This is a genomic window from Streptomyces sp. BL1, assembly GCF_057628045.1.
The window spans coordinates 2,001,733-2,020,133 of sequence record NZ_JBXYWZ010000002.1; the positions used below are offsets into that span (position 1 = coordinate 2,001,733).

An 18,401-nucleotide genomic window follows, 5' to 3' on the forward strand; every position below is an offset into this window, starting at 1 on the left:
CCGGCTGTGATCAAAGTAGGTGTGATCGGAAGGATCGTCTCCGGAGACGAGAAAGGAAAATTCGTAAAAATCCAGGAACTTCACCCGGAAAATCCGCCAAGTTATCTTATCCTCATCGCGGCAGACCATGAATTCAAGACGCAGGGTGGGGATTACTGGGTGGAAGATTTCCCTTCCCTCGAGCAGTTCATCCAGGAAGGCCAGTGGATTATCGAGTGGGAAGAGTGACCTGTCACCAAAACTCGGTATTTCAGTACAAATGCGGGTTGCGCAGATGGGTTTTCGCGTGTCGCCCGGACGAGCTCGACAGCAAAGGGCAACTATCTCTGCACGCTCGACAACCGAAGGCTCACCCCCTCCCTACTAGAGAGAACGAGGTGACCGTCCCCAGAGATATATTCCTGGGCTTGATTCGCCATCTGGTTTCGTCGGAGCCTCAACAGCGAAGCCTGGGCTCCGATCAAGTCACTGATCTAGTCCCTGGGCGACTCAGTCACGCGTGCTGGACACATCGAGTCAGGCCGGGCCGAGTGGAGAGTGCATGGCTCGATGCTCATAGTGAACACGTCGGCACCGGTGGAGAGTTACTCGGCAGGATTGCGGTCGTTGGGGATCAGGCAAGGGCCCCGGCGAAGGGCAGGGTTGGTTCGACACGGGAGAAGGCACGTGAGCGCAGGGCCCAAGGGGGAAGTCCACTTCAGCACGGCCCAGTTCAAGGCGCTCGTACAGATCTCGCTCCAACTTCCCGAGTTCGAGGACGCCCGTCTTGCCGAAGTCGGATGCACGCCGGATACGTTAGGCGACCTGCTCACCCGGCTGCGGAATGCCCGACAGTTCCTGGACGGGGCCCCGGAAGTACGCGCCGCCTTCACTGCCGATGCGCATTCGCTGGATGCTCTTTCGCCCCGATTTGATGCCGCGACTGTGGTCACCGTGCCGGTCAGTTCCACAGCAGCCTCCTGGTGGCCTGAGGCGCTGGCGATTGCACTTTCGGGCCCCAGCCCGAAAGAGCTGTTCCTTCGGACCGGATACTCCCACGCGGAACTACAGGCCGCCGTCGAAGCGTTGGCATCCGCACTTGACGCTGGACAGTGAGCGGAATGCCGCAGCAGGTCGACCACGACAGCATTGGGGAGGACGCCATTGGGGGCAAACGCGGCGGCGGTGGGTTCCGCGAAGGGGTAACGTCGACCCGGCCAGTGGAGCGGGGGGGGTGTCATGTGCCGAGAAGGCAATGAGTGGTTCTTCGCGGAGTTGGCGCGTGTGCTGGAGAATCTGGGCAAGGATCCTGCCGAGCAGATGGCCTATGTACGGGATCTGGGCGTCGGTCTCGACGAACTCGCCCTCGAATTCGACGACGTCTTCCGTCTCGCCGCCGGCCGGGTCGAAGCGGGACGGCTCTCCGCTGACGCGCTCGAAGCCCTGCAGCGGGTGAACGCGCTGCTGGAGGACATGTCGCCGGGCATCTCCGACCTGTGGTGCGAACCCAACCTCGACACAGCCCCGCGCTGGCACGCACTGCGTGCGACGGCCTCCGCCGCCCAACGGGCCGTTGGTGAGGGCCGGGTGGATGCGAGCAGGTCGAAGGCTGACGGGCACCTGTCGGCGTCTGAGGAGGGGTGTGGGTGAGTTTGCGGGATGAGGTGGCGGGGGTGTTGGGGCAGTTGGCCGAGGGGCTGGTTACGGCTGAGTGGGCTTCCGGGTGGGCCGTCTCGGTTATGGAGGAGGACTCGGCCGAGCTCAAGGATGATGACGTGTGGCGGGCGCTCGACAGGTTGGGCGGGGCGGACCTGTTGGCGGGGCCGGACGTACCCCTGCACGGGCCGGAGGATTTCGCGGTGTGGTTCGAGGAGTTCCGCCATTCCCCGGCAGAGTGAGGCTTCGGCGCCGCGGGCGCGGGGCGTGGAGTATTGGGAAGTTGCGTGGCATCACGACTTCGACGATGAGCCCGTTCTCATCCACAACGAGATCGGTGAGGACGGGTACGAGACCCGGAAGGTCGAGACGTTCCGGGACGGGCGTACCGCGTGGGCGGACGAGACGCATGCGAGCGAGGGCAGCATGGGGCTCGGGGTGGTTCCCGTGGGGTCGATCGAAGACGTGCGGAGTCAGGCTGAGTTCTCGGCGTGGGTGATTTCTCGCGAAGCGTTTCTGGGGGTGTGGGAGCACGCACGTGAGCGGTAGCCCCTGTGGGTTCGCTCGGTGAGGGTCTCCCTTGTGAGGGCCCGCACCCGTCCCGTTGGGCCCCTTGTGCGGAATCCCCTCGTCCGGGGCGGGCTTCTGTGCGGGTAACCCCTCGTGGGGGCGCGGGCGTTGGGTGCGATTCCCTGCTCGGGTGCGCCGTGACGGGGTGGGGTGCGCGTGCGTTGGGTGCGGGGGACGTTGACCTCGCGGGTGCGGTCCGGTGTGCCCACCCGTTCCGCCCCTTGGGCGGACCGCGTGCCCACACCAGGGCGGGGGGGGTGCCCACACCGGGGTGGGCGTTGGCCCGCAGCGTGGAGCGGGGGCCGGCCCCACCCCCTCCCACCTCCCCATTTGCGTGGTCGCGGGTGGGGGTGGGGGTGTAGGGGGCGCCCCGGGACAATACAGCGTGATTTTCGGGCCGTGCACAGCCAATGTGCCCTCGGCCCGAACGTGTCGGGGGGCGCGGCCCGTAAATCATGCGTCCCGGGGTCCCCCGGAGCCACCACACCCACCCCCGCACACCGGCAAACCCCGCCCCACGCACCCCACTTGTAGTGTGGCCCGGCAACATCAACGGGGTCGTACAACGGGGAGGGTTCGACATGGGCGCACCGACGCCACCGCCGGCGAACAGTGGAGGGTTCGGCCCTCCGAGCGGGCCGCCGCAGCAGCCGCCCCCGGCCCCGTACGGGCCTCCCCCGCAGGCGCCGTCGCCGTACGGGACGCCGCCCCCGCAGGCCGCACCACCCGGCTGGGGCCAGCCGCCCGCGGGTCAACCCCCTTACGGACAGGCCCCCTTCGGTCAACCCCCCTACGGGCAGCCGCCCATGGGCGGCCCGCCGCCCCCGAAGAAGAACAACACCGCCAAGGTGATCGGCATCATCGCGGCGTGCCTCGCCGGGCTCTTCATCATCGGCCGCGGGGTCTACGAGGTGGTCGGCCCTGCCGACATGGGCCCGGGGCCCAGTGAGACCCGGTACCGCGTGAGCCTCCCCAAGTCGCTGGAGGACGGAAAGCTCACGCTCGCCGAGGACATGAGCGACCGGGCACGCAGGGAGACACCTGGGCTGACCGGCGACGACCAGATGTACATGGGCCGGTACAAGGCCGACGCCGGCACCGGGCAAGTGCTGTATCAGGGCATCAACTCCGAGCGGACCACCGACGCGTCGCCGGACAAGATCCTGGACGGCATCGACAAGGACCCGCGTACGAGCGTGGCCGTGCCCCGGGAGTCGATCACGCCGAAGGGCGCGGACGACGACCTAAAGTGCGAGGTCGCCACGCAGACGCAGGCGGGGCAGAAGCTGGCGATGGCGGTGTGCGCGTGGGGCGACCCCGGTTCGTCGGCGTCCGTCACGGACGCCGACCCGCGGACGATGCTCAAGGACCCGCAGGACATCGACCTCAAGGCGTTCGCGGAGCGTGTCGACGGCTTGCGCGGGGAGATCAGCAAGCCGGTCAAGTAAGGGACAACGGGGCGCGATTGACACGAGAGTCGCGCCCCGCACGCCGGAAAGCGCGACGCGCATCCGGAAACGGGACCCACGTGGGAAGCGCGACCCGCACGCGAGGCGCCCCGCACAGACCAAGCGCGGCCCGCACAGCGCGAGCGCCCCCGTACACCGGAATCGGCACCCCGTACAGCGCGTACGGAGGGGCGCACGGCTCGCCATGAGCGGAGCACAAGCGAAGGCCAACCCCGCACCCCGTACGGGCTGTTGACCCGCACGGATGCAGCGGTCACGATCCAGGGACCCTCCCCCAGGGGCCTCCCCCAGGGGAACCCCGACACGCCGCAGAGGAGCCGGATGACGTGCCAGCCGCAAGCGACCGGTCACCGTCTTCCGGCACCCCGTCGAGCGGCGGGGCGTCCCTGAGCCGAGCCGGCCGGAAGCACTTCCGGCGCCACAGTCCGGGAAGCGGCCCGAAGAGGCCCCGCCCCGCGAGGACCCGCCCCGCGAGGCCCCGCCCCGCGGGATTCCGCGTCGACGCCTGGTTCCTGATCCTGCCCGCTCTTGTGCCGATTCTGCTGCTGAGCGTGGGGCCGCTGCTGTACGGGATCGGGCTGTCCGTCACGGACGCACGGTTCGGCCGCACCGCCGAGAGCCACTTCACCGGAGCGGTCAACTTCACCTCACTCGCGGGTGATTCGCTGTTCTGGGACTCGTTCGGGGTGGGGCTGCTGTGGGCGGTGTCCGTGACGGCGCTGCAGTTCGTGCTCGCGCTCGGACTGGCGTTGCTGCTGCATCAGAATCTGCGGCTGCGCTGGCTGACCCGCACTCTCGCGCTCGTACCGTGGGCGATGCCGGAGGTGGTCGTCGGCGTCATGTGGCGGCTCGTGTACCACCCGGACGCCGGGGCGCTGAACGAGGCGCTGACCGCGGTGGGCCTGCTCGACCACCCGGTCGACTGGCTGGCGGACTTCGACCTCGCGCTGCCCGCCGTGATCCTGGTCGGCGTGTGGGCGGGCATGCCGCAGACGACCGTCACTCTGCTCGCCGGGCTGCAGAACATTTCCGTCGAACTGTACGAGGCAGCGGCGTTGGACGGGGCCGGCGCGTGGCACCGGTTCACGGCGGTGACGTGGCCGGCCATCCGGCCGGTGGTCGTGGCGATCACGTCGCTCAACTTCATCTGGAACTTCAACTCGTTCGGGCTCGTGTACGTGCTGACGAACGGCGGGCCCGGCGGCAGCACGCGGCTGCCGATGCTGTTCGCGTACGAAGAGGCGTTCCGTTACGGGCAGTTCGGGTATGCCGCGGCGATGGGTGTCGCCATGACGGCGATCGTCGCGGTGCTGCTCGCGGTGTCGCTGCGCAACCGGCTGAAGGCGGTGGACGTATGACTCCACGCGCGCCGCACACCAGCCGCGTCAAACGCGCGGCCCAGTACGCCGCCCTCCTCGCCTATCTCCTCTTCCTCGTCGGCCCGCCCGCCTGGCTGGCGTCCGTGGCGTTCAAGGGGCCGCGCGAACTGGGATCCGCGGACCCGGACCTCATCCCCCGGCACCCCACCACGGGGAACTTCACCGCCGCAGTGGACCAGCAGCCGCTGCTGCAGTCGGCGCTCAACAGCCTGCTCGTGGCCGGGGGTTCGGCGATTCTGTGTGTGCTGCTGGCCGCGCCCGCCGCGTACGCCGTGGCCCGGTTCCGTACGGGGCTGGGCAGGGCGACGCTGGTGTGGACGCTGGTCAGCCAGTTGTTCCCGCTGGTGCTGATCATCATCCCGCTGTTCCTCGTGCTGAAGGGCCTGCATCTGGTCGACACGCTGGGCGGGCTGCTGATCGTCTACGTCGTGTGGAGCCTGCCGTTCGCGCTGTGGATGCTGCAGAGCTTCGTGCGTGCGGTGCCGCGCGAGCTGGAGGAGGCGGCGGTGATGGACGGTGCGGGGCGCTGGCGGACGCTGCGTTCCGTGGTGCTGCCGCTGCTCACGCCGGGGCTGGTGGTGACGCTGCTGTTCTCGTTCATCACCGCGTGGAACGAGTTCTTCTTCGCGCTGGTGCTGCTCAAGTCGCCCGGGAATCAGACCATGTCGCTGATGCTGACGCGGTTCATCGGCGAGGAGGGCGCGGCCGATCTGGGTCCGCTGGCCGCCGCGGCTCTGCTGGCGACGCTGCCGTCGCTGCTGCTGTTCCTGCTGATCCAGCGCCGGCTGACCGGCGGCCTGCTGACGGGGGCGGTGAAGGGATGAGGGGCGAAGCGGCGGCGAACCGGCGGGAATCCGCCGAACGGGCACTCGACGCAGCAGGGCACGACGCAGCAGGGCACGGCGAACTCGGGCCCGGCGGAGGGCCGTTGCACCAACGGTCGTTGCGCCGCCGGTCGTTGCTCGGCGCGGGACTGGCGGCGGGCGCCGCCGCCGCGACGGGGTGCACCGGCGGTACGGAGCGGGGCGGGCCCGTACGGCTGCGGTTCCTCTCCCTCGCCTGGCAGCAGGAGTCGATCGCCGCGAACAAGCGGCTGGTGGCGCAGTGGAACCGGGCGCATCCCGACGTCCAGGTCCAGTATCAGCAGGGCAGTTGGGACACCGTGCACGATCAGCTGGTGACGTCGTTCGAGGCGGGTGAGGCGCCGGACATCGTGCACGACGCGTCGGACGATCTGTCGGACTTCGCGTTCGGCGGCTATCTGCGCGATCTCGGCCCGCTGCTGCCCGCGTCGTTCCTGCGGACGCTGCCGGAGACGGCGGCGGCGACGGGGCGTTGGGAGGGGAAGCTGTACGGGGTGCCGTTCCTGCAGGAGCCGCGGGTCCTGGTGGCCGACCGGAAACGGCTGGATGCGGCGGGGGTGCCGCTGCCGACCGTACGGAAGCCGTGGACGTGGGCGGAGTTCGCCGAGGTGGCGCGCGAACTCTCGTACGGGAAGGGCGAGAAGCGCCGGTACGGGGTGGCGTGGGGCCTCAAGGAGCCGGTCAGCGTCACGCTGGGCCTCTCCCCCGGGTTCGGCGGAACGTACTTCACGCCGGACGGCGGAGGGCACCGCGTACGGTTCGACGAGGGCGAGCAGGCAGTGCCCCGGCTGATCCACGACCAGGTGCACCGGCACCGGTCCGCGGCGAAGAGCGCGCTGGGACTGGGCGGTTCGGACACACTGCCGGGCTTCTTCGCCGGCCGGTACGCGATGCTGCCGCTGGGCTTCGCGTTCCGCCAGCAGGTCGCGCAACAGGCGCCGAAGGGCTTCGACTGGGTGGTACTGCCCGCGCCCGTGGGGCCGCGCGGCGCGGTCCAGGGCAGCAGCGCGCAGACCCTGTCGGTGTCCTACGAGTGCGCCGCGCCGTCGGCCGCGGCGCAGTTCATCGCCCACTTCCTCTCGCCCTCCGCGACGGCCGAACTCGCGGCGGGCGACTGGCTGGTGCCCACGACGCGGCGGGCCGCGTCGCAGCCCTCGATGCCGAAGGGTGCGCGGTACGGGTGGGATGTGGGGCTCGCCGCGCTGGATACGTTGCGGGCGCCGGTGGCGCAGCGGGTGCGGGGGTATCCGGAGTGGAAGGACAAGATCGCCACGCCGGGGTTTCAGGAGTTCTACGCGGGGCGGTTGTCCCTTGCGGGGTTGCGGGGGCGGTTGGTGTCGTCCGGCGACAATATTTTGCGGCGCTATGCGACTTGAGGGGCGCAGCCCCTCGGCGGGGCCCGCCGCGTAGCGGTTACGCTCGGCGTAGGTGGCGCCAGGCGGCGCGGGCCGCGTGGTGGCCCGGCATGCCGTGGACGCCCGGGCCGGGCGGGGTGGCGGAGGAGCAGAGGAAGACCGCGGGGTGGGCCGTCTCGTACGGCACCCGCTTCAGTTTCGGCCGCAGCACCAGCTGCAGCCCGTCCGCCGCGCCGCAGGCGAAGTCGCCGCCGACGTAGTTGGCGTTGCGCGCGGCGAGTTGGGGCGGCCCGGACGTGGCGCGGGCGAGCACGCGGTCGCGGAAGCCGGGCGCGTACCGTTCGATCTGCCGCTCGACGGCTTCCGTCGCGTCGCCCTCCCAGCCGTTGGGCACGTGCCCGTACGCCCAGAGCACGTGCTTGCCCTCGGGTGCCCGTGAGGGGTCGACGAGGGACGGCTGAGCGGTGATCAGGAAGGGCCGTTCCGGGGCGCGTCCGCCCACCGCGGCCCGCATCGCGGTGTCGATCTCCGCGGCGGACTCCCCCACGTGCACGGTGCCGGCGCGCCGCGCCTCCTCGGCGGTCCACGGGACGGGCCCGTCCAGCGCGTAGTCGATCTTGAAGGCGCTGGGGCCGTAGCGGTAGCCGTCGTAGGCGCTGCCGAGGCCGGCGAGGCGGGCCATCGCGGTGGGCGAGGTGTCGAAGAGGTAGGCGCGGGCGGGCGGGAGTTCGTCGAGCCGCTTCACTTCGACGCCGGTGTGCACGGTGCCGCCGAGGGCGCGCAGGTAGCCGGCGAGCGCGTCGGAGATGGCCTGGGAGCCGCCGCGCGGCACGGGCCAGCCGTGTTCGTGCGCGGCGAGCGCGAAGCACAGCGCGGGGCCGGTGATCAGCGGGTTGGACAGCGGTGCGATGACGTGTCCCGCGAGGCCGGCGAGGAGCGCCTTGGCCTTCTCGTCGCGGAATCTGGCGTTGATCCAGGTGAGCGGCTGCAGGGCGAGCATGCCGAAGCGGGCGAGCCGTACGGGGTCGCGCGGCAGCCGTCCGTTGAGCACGGAGCCGAGGCCCATGAAGTCGGCGGCGAGGGTGTCCCAGTGGCCGGTGAAGGGGGCGACCAGGCGGCGGTAGGCGCCGGCGTCGCGCGGCCCGAACGACATGGCGGTCTCACCGACGGAGTGGGCCAGTACGGCCGCGGTGCCGTCGGAGAAGGGCTGGGCCAGGGGGAGTTCGGGGTGCAGCCACTCCAGCCCGTACCGCTCCAGCGGCATGGAGCGGAACGCGGGCGAGCCGGCGCCGGTGGGGTGCACGGCGGAGCACGGGTCGTGCCGGAAGCCGGGCAGGGTGAGTTCCTCGGTGCGGGCGCCGCCGCCCACCGTGTCGTGGGCCTCGAAGATCTCCACGCTGCAGCCGCGGCGGGCCAGTTCGACGGCGGCCGTGAGGCCGTTCGGTCCGGCCCCGACGACGACGGCGTCACGGATCGCGGTCACGTATCTGCTCTCCCCTCGCACCTCACCATCGAGGCTCTCGCACCTCACCATCGAGGCTCTCGCACCCCGCCAGCGGGGCTCTCGCACCCCGCCACCGAGGCTCTCTCACCTCGACGTCGAGGCTCTCGCACCCCGCGCCACCGGGGCTCTCTCACCTCACCGTCGAGGCTCTCGCACCCCGCCACGGGGGCCCTCACGTCTCGCCGGCGGGGTTCCGCACCCCGCCGTCGAGGTCCTCACGCCGCGCCACCGAGGTTCCGCACCTCGCCGGCGAGGTCTGACGAGGTCCGCGTCAGCTGCCGGCGCGCAGCAGCCCCACCATACGCCGCACTGTTCCCGCGTCCCGCGCCGCGGTGAACGGCAGCGCGTTGTCACCGGCGAGGCGGAACGGCTCTCCCGAGACGGTCGCGCTCGCCCCGCCGGCCTCGGCGACGAGGAGCAGTCCGGCCGCGTGGTCCCAGGCGGCTTCCCAGCTGAACGCGACGGCGTCCAGTTCACCGCGGGCCACGGCCAGATACTCCAGTCCGGCCGAGCCGCAGGGGCGGGGCTCGACACCTTCCGTACGCAGGCCGAGCAGTGCCCGTTTCTGCTCCGTTGTGGTGAAGTCCGGGTGGGAGGTCGCCACTTGGAGGGTCTGGTCCGGCTTGGGTGAACCGGCGCGCAGCGACTCGCCGTTGAGGAGGGCTCCGCCGCGGCGGCGCGCTATGGCCATCTCGCCGGTGGCCGGTGCGTACGTCCAGGAGGCGAGGACGTCACCGTGCCGGGCGAGCGCGACGAGGGTGGCGAAGCCCTCCTCGCCGCGGACGAACTGCCGGGTGCCGTCGACGGGGTCGACGATCCACACCGGTGCCTCGCCGTGCAGCGCCTCGTACATGGCGGGTTTGGCGTGTACGGCTTCCTCACCGACGACGACGGAGCCGGGGAGCAGCGCGGTCAGGGCGCGGGTGAGATGTTCCTCGGCTCGCTGGTCGGCGACGGTGACGAGATCGTGTGGTCCGCTCTTCTGGTCGACCTCGTCGGCTTCGAGCTGCCGCCAGCGCGGCATGACCTCCTCCGCGACGGCTTCCCGTACGGCGTGCTCGACCCGGGCCACCAGCTCATCGTCGATCATGTGTCCATAAAACCATGCCTGCGGGGCGGTACCCGTCGTTCCGCGGCGGCGGACATGTCACGATTCAGCCCCGCGGGCCCCCGGCGCGGGCCGGTCACCGCCCCACCGCGTAGCCCTGCATGCCGCGGGGGTTGGCGGCGGCGCTGAGCACACCCGTACGGGGGTCGCGGGCCACGGCGCTGAGCCGTCCCTCGGACCAGGCGGGGCCGACTTCCACGACGTGGCCGCGGCGGCGCAGGTCGGCGATGACGCCGGCGCCGATGCCGGGTTCGACGGTCACGTGGCCGGGCCGCATGGCGCGCGGGTAGAAGGAGCCGGGGAAGCTCTCGGTGTGCCAGTTGGGGGCGTCGATGGCGCCCTGGAGGTCGAGGCCGCCCCGTACGGGTGCGCGGAGGACCGCGGCGAGGAAGAAGTGCAGCTGCCACTGGTCCTGCTGGTCGCCGCCGGGGGTGCCGAAGGCCAGTACGGGTTCCCCCTCACGGAGTGCCAGGGACGGGGTGAGGGTCGTACGGGGGCGGCGTCCCGGGGTGAGGGTGTTGGGCAGGCCGGTGTCGAGCCAGGTCATCTGGAGGCGGGTGCCGAGGGGGAAGCCGAGTTCGGGGACGACGGGGTTGGAGTGCAGCCAGCCGCCGCTGGGGGTGGCGCTGATCATGTTGCCCCAGCGGTCGACGATGTCGAGGTGGCAGGTGTCGCCGCGGGTGGCGCCGTCGCGTGACACGGTCGGTTCGCCCGCTCCGGCGGCGCCGGTGGGGTGGAAGCTCTCGTGGCCCGCGGCGACGGCCGTCGCGTGCCGGGCGAGCCGGGGTGCGAGCCCTGCCGGGTGTCCGGGGCGCAGGTCGTACGAGGCGTCCGCGCCGATGAGTTCGCGCCGTTCGCGGGTGTAGGCCTGGGACAGCAGGTCGTGCAGGGGGACGGGGGACGCGTCGCCGTACCAGGCCTCCCGGTCGGCCATGGCGAGCTTGGCGCCCTCGACGAGGCGGTGCGTGTAGGTCTCGTCCCCGTAGGTGATGTCCTCGGGGACCAGGGCGAGTTGCTGGAGCAGCGCGGGGCCCTGGGACCAGGGGCCGGCCTTGCAGACGGTCCAGCCGTTCCAGTCGTACCGTACGGGTTCCTCGTAGGTGGCCTGCCAGCCCGCGAGGTCCTCGGCGGTGAGGGTGCCGGTGTGCCGTTCGCCGCTCGTGTCGAGTGTCGGGGTGCGGGCTGCCTTGACCAGGGCTTCCGCGATGAATCCGGTGCGCCAGGTGTGCCGGGCCGCCTCGATCTGCGCCTCGCGGTCGCGGCCGCCGCCGGCTTCGGCCTCGCTGAGCAGGCGGCGCCAAGTGGCCGCCAGGGAGGGGTTCCTGAAGAGGGTGCCGGGGGCCGGGGAGCGGCCGCCGCGCAGGTAGAGGTCGGCGGAGCCGGTCCACTCGGTCTCGAACAGTTCCCGTACGGACTCCACGGTCTCCCCCACCCGTTCCACGACGGGGTGCCCGTACTCGGCGTAGCCGATGGCGTAACGGAGCACGTCCGCGAGGGGCTTGCTGCCGTAGTCGCGCAGCAGCAGCATCCACGCGTCGAACGCGCCGGGCACGGCGGCGGCCAGCGGGCCCGTGCCGGGCACCAGGTCCAGGCCGAGCGAGGTGTAGTGCGCGGCGCTCGCGCCGCGCGGTGCGACGCCCTGCCCGCACAGCACCCGTACGGGTCCGCCCGCGGGGGCGAGGATCGCGGGCACCTCGCCTGCGGGGCCGTTCAGGTGCGGCTCGACGACGTGCAGTACGAAGCCGGCGGCGACGGCGGCGTCGTACGCGTTGCCGCCGTCCTCCAGGACGGCCATGGCGCTCTGCGAGGCGAGCCAGTGGGTGGAGGCGGCCATGCCGAAGGTGCCCTGCAGGGTGGGGCGGGTGGTGAACACGGGTGCTGATACTCCTCGTTACGCGGTGCGGGAGGGGGCGGCCGCCGCGTCCGGCGGCGTACCGTCCTCGGTGATCAGATGGCAGGCGGCCTCGCCGCCGCCGGGCAGGGCCCGCAGCGCGGGCTCGTGACTGCGGCAGCGGTCCTCCGCCACGGGGCAGCGGGTGTGGAAGCGGCAGCCGGGCGGGACGGCGAGCGGGCTGGGCGGTTCGCCGTGCAGCACGATGCGCTGCCGGGTGCGCTGCACGGTCACGTCGGGGACGGGTACGGCGGACAGCAGGGCCTGCGTGTACGGGTGCCGGGGCCGCGCGAACAGGTCGGCGGCGGGGGCCTGTTCGACGATCCGGCCGAGGTACATGACCGCGATGCGGTCGGCGAGGTATTCGACGGCGGCGAGGTCGTGGGTGATGAACAGGCACCCGAAGCCGCGGTCGCGTTGCAGGTCGGCGAGGAGGTTGAGAACGGACGCCTGCACGGACACGTCGAGTGCGGAGGTCGGTTCGTCGGCGACGAGCAGTTCGGGGCCCACCGACAGGGCGCGGGCCAGCGACACGCGCTGCCGCTGCCCGCCGGACAGTTCGTGCGGGCGCCGCTGGGCGAGTTCGGGCCGCAGTCCGACCTGCCGCAGCAGGCCGGCGACGCGGTCGCGGAGGGTGTCGCCGCGGGCGACGCGGTGCAGCCGCAGCGGCTCGGCGACGAGCGCGGCGACGCTCATGCGCGGGTCGAGGGAGGCGCCGGAGTCCTGGTGGACGAGGTGGAAGCCTTTGCGGAGCGGGCGGAGAGCGCGGCGGGAGAGGCGGGTGACGTCGGTGCCGGCGATGTGGACGGTGCCGCCGGTGGGTTCGTCGAGGCGTACGACGCACTGTCCGACGGTGGACTTTCCGGAGCCCGACTCGCCGACGAGGCCGACGACTTCGCCGCGTCCGATGCGGAACGACACCCCGTCGACGGCGCGTACGGTGCCGCCGCGGGAGCCGAAGTGCCGGGTGAGGCCGTCCACTTCGAGAGCCGGAGGTGAAGCGGGTTCGGGGACAGGGGGTGAGCTGTGCGTCATCGTGCCGCCTCCAGGGGGTGCCGGCAGGCCGCCAGATGGTCCGGGGCCGTCTCCTCCAGCGGGGGCCGGGACGCCGTACAGACGTCGTCGGCCGCCGCGCAGCGCGGCGCGAACGCGCAGTGGTCGGGGATGCTGCCCAGGCTGGGCACCAGGCCGGGTATCTCCCGCAGCCGGGCCCCGGAGCGGGCCGTTCCGGGTCGGGGTACCGCGTCGAGCAGGCCGCGGGTGTACGGGTGCCGCGGACCGTCGAACAGCTCGGCCACCGGGGCCTGTTCGACGGTCCGGCCCGCGTACATGACCAGCACCCGGTCGGCGGTGTCCGCGACGACGCCCAGGTCGTGCGTGATGAGGACGACGGCCGTGCCGAGCCGTTCGCGCAGCGACGTCAGGACCTCCAGGACGCCGGCCTGCACGGTGACGTCGAGGGCTGTCGTCGGCTCGTCGGCGATGAGTACGGCGGGGTCGCAGGCCACCGCGACGGCGATCATCACGCGCTGCCGCATGCCGCCGGACAGCTGGTGCGGATACTCGGCGGCGCGGCGGCGGGGCGCGGGGATGCCGACGAGTTCCAGCAGTTCGACGGCCCGCTCCCGCGCTTCCCTGCGGCTCATCCCCCGGTGCCGGCGCAGGACTTCGCCGATCTGGCGGCCGACGGTCAGCACCGGGTTGAGGGAGGTCATGGGCTCCTGGAACACCATCGCGATGTCCTTGCCGCGGACGTCCCGGAGCTCGCGTTCGCCCGAGCCGGCGAGTTCGCGCCCGTGCAGCGCGACGGAGCCGGTGACGGTCGCGTTCGACGGCAGCAGCCCCATGAGGGCCAGCGAGGTGACGGACTTGCCGCAGCCGGACTCGCCCACCACGGCGAGGACTTCACCCCGTGCGACGTCGAAGCCGACGCCGTCGACGGCGTGCACCGTACGGCCGCCCTCCCCCGCGAAGACGACGCTCAGGTCGCGGACGCGCAGCACGGGGCCGCCGGCCTGCGTACCGGGGCCCGCCGGATGCGTACCGGTCACCGTCGTACCCCCTTCGGGTCGAGGATGTCCCGCAGCCCGTCGCCGAACAGATTGAACGCCAGGGTCGCCGCGACGATCACGAGCCCGGGGAACACCGCCATCCACGGGGCCGCGGCGATGTACGGCTGGGCGCTGGACAGCATCACGCCCAGCGACGGGTCGGGCGGCTGGACTCCCAGGCCGAGGAAGCTCAGCAGCGCCTCGCTGATGATGGCGGTGGGGATACCGACGGTGGCCTGGACGATCAGCGCGGACACGGCGTTCGGGAGGATGTGCCGGAACAGTACGGTGCCGTCGCCGCCGCCGCTCGCGATGGCCGCGCCCACGTAGTCGAGGTGTTTCAGCCGCAGCGTCTCGGCGCGGGTGACCCGGACGACCTGCGGCAGCAGATAGACGCCGATGGCGATCGTCGCGTTCAGCAGGGAGGGGCCGAGCACCGCCGCGAGCCCGACGGCCAGCACCAGGAACGGGAAGGCCAGCAGGGTGTCCGTGAGGCGGGAGACCGCGGAGTCCGCGAACCGCCCGTAGTAGCCGGCGGCCAGCCCGAGCGGGACGCCCACGACGAACGTCAGGGCCACCGCCGCCACACCGACCTGCACCGAGGCCCGCGCCCCGTACAGCACCCGCGACAGCTGGTCCCGGCCGAGGTCGTCGGTGCCGAGCCAGTGGCTCCAGCCGGGGCCCTGGAGCGCGGCCCCGAAGTCGGCGCGCGCCGGGTCGTACGGCGCCAGCAGCGGGGCCGCGACGGCGGCGAGGACCACCAGTGCGGCGATGACGGCGCCGGCGAACGCGGGCCTGTTGCGCCGCAGTCGGCGCAGCGCGGAGAGCTCCGCGTGCGGTGGGGGCGCGGCGGCCGGGTCCGCCTCGGGGGCGGCGGTGTCCGGGGCGTGCTCGGGCTGCTGTGTGCGCGCTGTGCTGCTCACTGGGCCCCTCCCAGCCGGATCCGCGGGTCGATGACCGAATAAAGCAGGTCCACGGCCAGGTTGACGAGGATGTAGGCGCTCGCGGTGAAGAGGACGACGCCCTGCACCATCGCGTAGTCCCGGGTGAACACGGCGTCGATCATCAGCTTGCCGAAGCCGGGCAGCACGAAGATCTGCTCGGTGACGACGGCGCCGGAGATGAGGTGGCCCAACTGCAGGCCGAGTACGGTCACCACGGTGACCAGGGAGTTGCGCAGGGCGTGCCCGCCGAGGACCTGCCGGCGGGTGAGTCCCTTGGCGCGCGCGGTACGGACGTAGTCGGCGGACAGCGCCTCCAGCATCGCGGCCCGTGTCTGCCGCATCAGCACGGCGGCGAGGCCGGTGCCGAGGACGATCGCGGGCAGCACCATGCGCTGCAGGTTCTCCAACGGGTCGGTGCCGAACGGCACATAGCCGGACGCGGCGAACACCGGCAGCGCGATGGCGAAGCCGAGGATGAGCACGATGCCGAGCCAGAAGTTGGGCACGGAGAGGCCGAGCAGCGCCACCGCGTTGACCAGCCACTCCTCGGGGCGGCCGCGCCGTACGGCGGCGACGATCCCCGTACCGACGCCGAGGACGACGGCCAGCAGCAGGGAGAGCGCTGCCAGTTCGAGGGTGACGGGCAGCGCGCCGAGGATGCCGTCCAGTACGGGAAGCCCCGTACGGGCCGAGGTGCCGAGGTCGCCGGTGACGGCGTGCTGGAGGTAACGGGCGTACTGCACGGCGATGTTCTCGTCCAGCCCGTACTGCGCGCGGACGGCGGCCAGCGCCTCCGGCGTGGACTCCTCGCCCGCGAGGGCGCGGGCCGTGTCGCCGGGCATGGCACGTACCCCGGCGAAGACGACGACGCTGACGAGGAACAGGGTCAGTACGGACTGGCCGAGCCGGCGCAGCAGATAGCGGGTCACTTCGCGGCCCCCTCGGTGTAGCCCGCGCGGTCCACGCGGATCAGACCGTCCCCGTACACCCGCACCCCGGCGACGTCCCGCGAGGCGACGACGTAGTTGCGCTGCCGGTACAGATAGACGATGGCGTGCTGCCGGTTGATGGCGGCGCTCAACTCCCGGTAGATGCGGCGGCGTTCACCGTCGTCCGCAGTTCTCCGGCCCTCGGCGACGAGCCGGTCGATCTGCGGGTCGGAGATGCCGGAACGGTTCTCCGAGCCGCGGGTCTGCGCGAACGCGTCGGTGTTGCCCGCCGGGTCGAGCCGTCCGGACCAGCCCATCGACGCGGCCTCGAAGTCACCCGCGTCGGCGTGTTCGAGGAGGGTGGCGAACTCGGTGGGCCGCAGCCGTACGTCGATGCCCGCGTCCTTGGCCATGGCCTGCACGACCTGCCCGAGCCGCTGGTCCTCGACGGTGGTGGAGACGGCGAGTTCGACCGGCACCGGGCCCTTGACGCCCGCCTCGCGCAGCAGCCGTTTCGCCTTCCTCAGATCGCGGCCGGGGCACTTCTCGGGCGAGCCGAGTTCGCTGGAGGGAGCGACGGGGCCGCACGCCGGGTCGTACATGCCCTGAAAGACGATCTCGTTGATCAGCTTCCGGTCGAGGGAGAGCGCGAACGCCTCGCGTATCCGGCGGTCTTGGGCAAGCGGCTTGCCGGTACGGGCGGGCGGCTCGCCGACACCGTTCCGGTTGGCGACGTTGACGGTGATGCCCTGGTAGCCGAGCGCGGGCGAGTTGAAGAGCCGCAGCTTGTCGTCGGTCAGCGCGCTCTGCACCTCCAGCGGCGCCGTCTGGTCGCCGATCTGCACATCCCCCGAACGGATGTTGGCGAGGCGGACGTTGCCGTCGACGATCGTGCGGTAGACGACCTTCCTCAACGGCACCTTGTCCGCGTCGTAGTAGTGCGGATCCTTCTCCAGCACGATCCGGTCGCCCGTCACCCGCTCCACGAAGCGGAACGGGCCGACGCAGGAGGGGTGCGCCGCGAAGTCGTCCCCGTACTTCTTCAGCGCCCGCGGCGACATGATCATCCCGGACCGGTCGGCGAGCGCGCCGAGCAGCGGCTCGTACGGCTCGCTCAGCCGGATCCGCACCCGGTTCCCGTCCAGGACCCGCACCCTGCGCACCGGTTCCAGCTCGCTGGCGCGCGCCGAGGCGGGCAGATCACGGTGGCGCAGCAGCGAGGTGCGGACGGCGCGGGCGTCGAGGCGGGTGCCGTCGCTGAACCGGGCGTCGTCCCGTACGGGGATGGTGACGGTCCTGCCGCGGTCGGTCACCTTCGGGAGGGCGGTGGCCAGTTGGGGCCGGATGCGGTTGTGCGCGTCGGTGTCGTACAGCTTCTGGCACATGGCCGCGAACACGGTGCGGCCGACGAGCGTGGAGCCGAGGCTCGGGTCGAGCTTGTCGGGGTCGGACTTGAAGCCGACGGTCAGCGTGCCGCCGTCCCGTACGGGCCGGTCGTCCCTCATGCGCACCTGCCCGGCGTCCGTGGCGGCCGTCGTCAGCGGGGCGCAGCCGGCCGTGGCCGTCGCGAGGAGCACGGCCGCGACGAGGGCGGTCCGGCGTCTGCGGCAGTGCAACGACCCCCACCTCCTGGGGACTTGGCGCGGAATGCGGGCGACCGTATGCCGTATGCAGTCACCTGACAAGACCGCGTACACGCTTGATCGTTTGGTCGTTTGCGCAGGTACGACCCGCCGAACAAGGGGCGCGGGGAACGGCGCGAACGGGGGGCGCGGACAAGGGGCGCGGGGAACTGCGCAAACCCCGGCGGAACCGCACCCGCCCAGCAACGCCCGGGCCACACGAGGAACGGCGGCGTTACCCTGCCCACATGTCAGCACCGCGATTGGTCGCCCTGCTCACCGGCGCGGGGATCTCCACGGACTCCGGCATCCCCGACTACCGCGGCCCGCAGGGCCTCTGGCGCCGCGACCCGGAGGCGGAGAAGCTCGTCACGTACGACTACTACATGAACGACCCCGAGATCCGGCGCCGCTCCTGGCGGATGCGGCGGGAGAGCACGACGTGGAGCGCCCGCCCGAACGCCGCGCACGAGGCGGTGGCCCGGCTGGAGCGCTCCGGCGTGCCCGTACGGGTCATCACCCAGAACGTCGACGGGCTGCACCAGCTCGCGGGTCTCCCGGACCGCAAGGTGCTGGAGCTGCACGGCAGTTCACGGACCGTGCTGTGCACCGGGTGTGGTGCGCGGTCCCCGATGGCGGAGACCCTGGAGCGGGTCGAGGCCGGCGACCCGGACCCGGCGTGCGAGGCGTGCGGCGGCATCCTGAAGTCGGCGACGGTGATGTTCGGCCAGGCCCTGGACCCGGAGGTGCTGGGCGAGGCGATGACGGTCGCGAAGTCGTGCGACACGCTCCTCGCGGTCGGCACGAGCCTCCAGGTCCAGCCCGCGGCGTCGCTCGCGGGCCTCGCCGTCGACCACGGCGCGCGCCTCGTCATCGTGAACGCGGAACCCACCCCGTACGACGACCTCGCCGACGAGGTAGTCCGCGACCCGATCGGCGAGGCGCTGCCCCGCCTCCTGGAGAGCCTGGCCCCTGCGGGAACCGAGCCCTTCATCGGCAAGGGCCGCTCAGGACGCGGCGACACCTCCGCACGCACGGAGGAGACCCTGCGCGAGACGGGCTTCGGCGAGTGATCATCATG

18 protein-coding genes are annotated in these 18,401 nt (G+C 71.8%); 10 read left to right on the forward strand and 8 right to left on the reverse strand.

The features are described 5' to 3' along the window. Positions 1 to 6: 6 nt before the first annotated feature. The 9 genes from AC3AGO_RS08940 (at position 7) to AC3AGO_RS08980 (ending at position 7,292) form a co-directional block, all read left to right on the forward strand. Positions 7 to 228, forward strand: coding sequence for a hypothetical protein (locus AC3AGO_RS08940; protein ID WP_487819609.1), 222 nt, complete (start codon positions 7 to 9; stop codon positions 226 to 228). Between the two features lie 438 nt (positions 229 to 666). Next, the gene (locus tag AC3AGO_RS08945; RefSeq protein WP_487819610.1) at positions 667 to 1,095 is read left to right on the forward strand and encodes a hypothetical protein; all 429 of its coding nucleotides are present in this window, start codon (positions 667 to 669) and stop codon (positions 1,093 to 1,095) included. Positions 1,096 to 1,218: 123 nt separating this feature from the next. After that, the gene (locus tag AC3AGO_RS08950; RefSeq protein ID WP_487819611.1) at positions 1,219 to 1,629 is read left to right on the forward strand and encodes a hypothetical protein; all 411 of its coding nucleotides are present in this window, start codon (positions 1,219 to 1,221) and stop codon (positions 1,627 to 1,629) included. After that, complete coding sequence (locus AC3AGO_RS08955) at positions 1,626 to 1,877, forward strand: DNA-binding protein (protein ID WP_487819612.1); 252 nt, start codon at positions 1,626 to 1,628, stop codon at positions 1,875 to 1,877. The genes AC3AGO_RS08950 and AC3AGO_RS08955 overlap by 4 nt, the downstream gene beginning before the upstream one ends. A gap of 25 nt (positions 1,878 to 1,902) precedes the next feature. Beyond that, positions 1,903 to 2,184: a DUF6881 domain-containing protein gene (locus tag AC3AGO_RS08960; protein ID WP_487819613.1), complete on the forward strand. Its 282-nt coding sequence runs from the start codon at positions 1,903 to 1,905 to the stop codon at positions 2,182 to 2,184. 827 nt (positions 2,185 to 3,011) lie between these two features. After that, a complete protein-coding gene (locus AC3AGO_RS08965; RefSeq protein WP_487819614.1) occupies positions 3,012 to 3,653 on the forward strand; it encodes a hypothetical protein in 642 nt (213 codons plus the stop codon). Positions 3,654 to 4,060: 407 nt separating this feature from the next. Beyond that, positions 4,061 to 5,032 (forward strand): carbohydrate ABC transporter permease, encoded by a 972-nt coding sequence (locus AC3AGO_RS08970; RefSeq protein ID WP_487824580.1) that lies wholly within the window; start codon positions 4,061 to 4,063, stop codon positions 5,030 to 5,032. Continuing rightward, positions 5,029 to 5,877 carry a carbohydrate ABC transporter permease gene (locus AC3AGO_RS08975; RefSeq protein WP_487819615.1) on the forward strand — a complete coding sequence of 283 codons (849 nt, stop codon included), beginning with the start codon at positions 5,029 to 5,031 and terminating at the stop codon, positions 5,875 to 5,877. Before AC3AGO_RS08970 ends, AC3AGO_RS08975 begins: the two co-directional genes overlap by 4 nt. Further along, a complete protein-coding gene (locus AC3AGO_RS08980; RefSeq protein ID WP_487819616.1) occupies positions 5,874 to 7,292 on the forward strand; it encodes an ABC transporter substrate-binding protein in 1,419 nt (472 codons plus the stop codon). The genes AC3AGO_RS08975 and AC3AGO_RS08980 overlap by 4 nt, the downstream gene beginning before the upstream one ends. 37 nt (positions 7,293 to 7,329) lie before the next feature. Here AC3AGO_RS08980 and AC3AGO_RS08985 read toward each other — a convergent pair whose 3' ends face one another. The 8 genes from AC3AGO_RS08985 to AC3AGO_RS09020 all read right to left on the reverse strand — a co-directional run bounded on the left by AC3AGO_RS08985 (position 7,330) and on the right by AC3AGO_RS09020 (position 17,314). Beyond that, entirely contained in the window at positions 7,330 to 8,745 is a 1,416-nt protein-coding gene (locus AC3AGO_RS08985) for a phytoene desaturase family protein (RefSeq protein WP_487824581.1), read from the reverse strand. Between the two features lie 301 nt (positions 8,746 to 9,046). After that, the gene (locus AC3AGO_RS08990; protein WP_487819617.1) at positions 9,047 to 9,865 is read right to left on the reverse strand and encodes an inositol monophosphatase family protein; all 819 of its coding nucleotides are present in this window, start codon (positions 9,863 to 9,865) and stop codon (positions 9,047 to 9,049) included. A 94-nt stretch (positions 9,866 to 9,959) separates the two neighbouring features. Next, positions 9,960 to 11,756 carry a gamma-glutamyltransferase family protein gene (locus AC3AGO_RS08995; protein WP_487819618.1) on the reverse strand — a complete coding sequence of 599 codons (1,797 nt, stop codon included), beginning with the start codon at positions 11,754 to 11,756 and terminating at the stop codon, positions 9,960 to 9,962. Positions 11,757 to 11,774: 18 nt separating this feature from the next. Beyond that, on the reverse strand, positions 11,775 to 12,809 hold the full coding sequence (locus AC3AGO_RS09000) for an ABC transporter ATP-binding protein (protein ID WP_487819619.1): 1,035 nt from the start codon (positions 12,807 to 12,809) through the stop codon (positions 11,775 to 11,777). Further along, on the reverse strand, positions 12,806 to 13,825 hold the full coding sequence (locus tag AC3AGO_RS09005) for an ABC transporter ATP-binding protein (protein WP_487819620.1): 1,020 nt from the start codon (positions 13,823 to 13,825) through the stop codon (positions 12,806 to 12,808). Before AC3AGO_RS09005 ends, AC3AGO_RS09000 begins: the two co-directional genes overlap by 4 nt. Then, positions 13,822 to 14,748: an ABC transporter permease gene (locus AC3AGO_RS09010; protein ID WP_487819621.1), complete on the reverse strand. Its 927-nt coding sequence runs from the start codon at positions 14,746 to 14,748 to the stop codon at positions 13,822 to 13,824. The genes AC3AGO_RS09005 and AC3AGO_RS09010 overlap by 4 nt, the downstream gene beginning before the upstream one ends. Next, positions 14,745 to 15,698, reverse strand: coding sequence for an ABC transporter permease (locus AC3AGO_RS09015; RefSeq protein WP_487819622.1), 954 nt, complete (start codon positions 15,696 to 15,698; stop codon positions 14,745 to 14,747). The genes AC3AGO_RS09010 and AC3AGO_RS09015 overlap by 4 nt, the downstream gene beginning before the upstream one ends. Beyond that, on the reverse strand, positions 15,695 to 17,314 hold the full coding sequence (locus AC3AGO_RS09020) for an ABC transporter substrate-binding protein (protein WP_487819623.1): 1,620 nt from the start codon (positions 17,312 to 17,314) through the stop codon (positions 15,695 to 15,697). Before AC3AGO_RS09020 ends, AC3AGO_RS09015 begins: the two co-directional genes overlap by 4 nt. Positions 17,315 to 17,568: 254 nt before the next feature. Here AC3AGO_RS09020 and AC3AGO_RS09025 point away from each other — a divergent pair, with 254 nt between their 5' ends. After that, complete coding sequence (locus AC3AGO_RS09025; protein WP_487819624.1) at positions 17,569 to 18,393, forward strand: SIR2 family NAD-dependent protein deacylase; 825 nt, start codon at positions 17,569 to 17,571, stop codon at positions 18,391 to 18,393. Positions 18,394 to 18,401: the final 8 nt, after the last annotated feature.

Bases quoted from the DNA above. Each gene is read 5' to 3' on its own strand.
- AC3AGO_RS08950 (WP_487819611.1), top strand. From the start codon at position 1,219: ATGTGCCGAGAAGGCAATGAGTGGTTCTTCGCGGAGTTGGCGCGTGTG.
- AC3AGO_RS08965 (WP_487819614.1), top strand. From the start codon at position 3,012: ATGGGCGGCCCGCCGCCCCCGAAGAAGAACAACACCGCCAAGGTGATC.
- AC3AGO_RS08975 (WP_487819615.1), top strand. From the start codon at position 5,029: ATGACTCCACGCGCGCCGCACACCAGCCGCGTCAAACGCGCGGCCCAG.
- AC3AGO_RS08980 (WP_487819616.1), top strand. From the start codon at position 5,874: ATGAGGGGCGAAGCGGCGGCGAACCGGCGGGAATCCGCCGAACGGGCA.
- AC3AGO_RS08990 (WP_487819617.1), bottom strand. From the start codon at position 9,865: ATGATCGACGATGAGCTGGTGGCCCGGGTCGAGCACGCCGTACGGGAA.
- AC3AGO_RS09000 (WP_487819619.1), bottom strand. From the start codon at position 12,809: ATGACGCACAGCTCACCCCCTGTCCCCGAACCCGCTTCACCTCCGGCT.
- AC3AGO_RS09025 (WP_487819624.1), top strand. From the start codon at position 17,569: ATGTCAGCACCGCGATTGGTCGCCCTGCTCACCGGCGCGGGGATCTCC.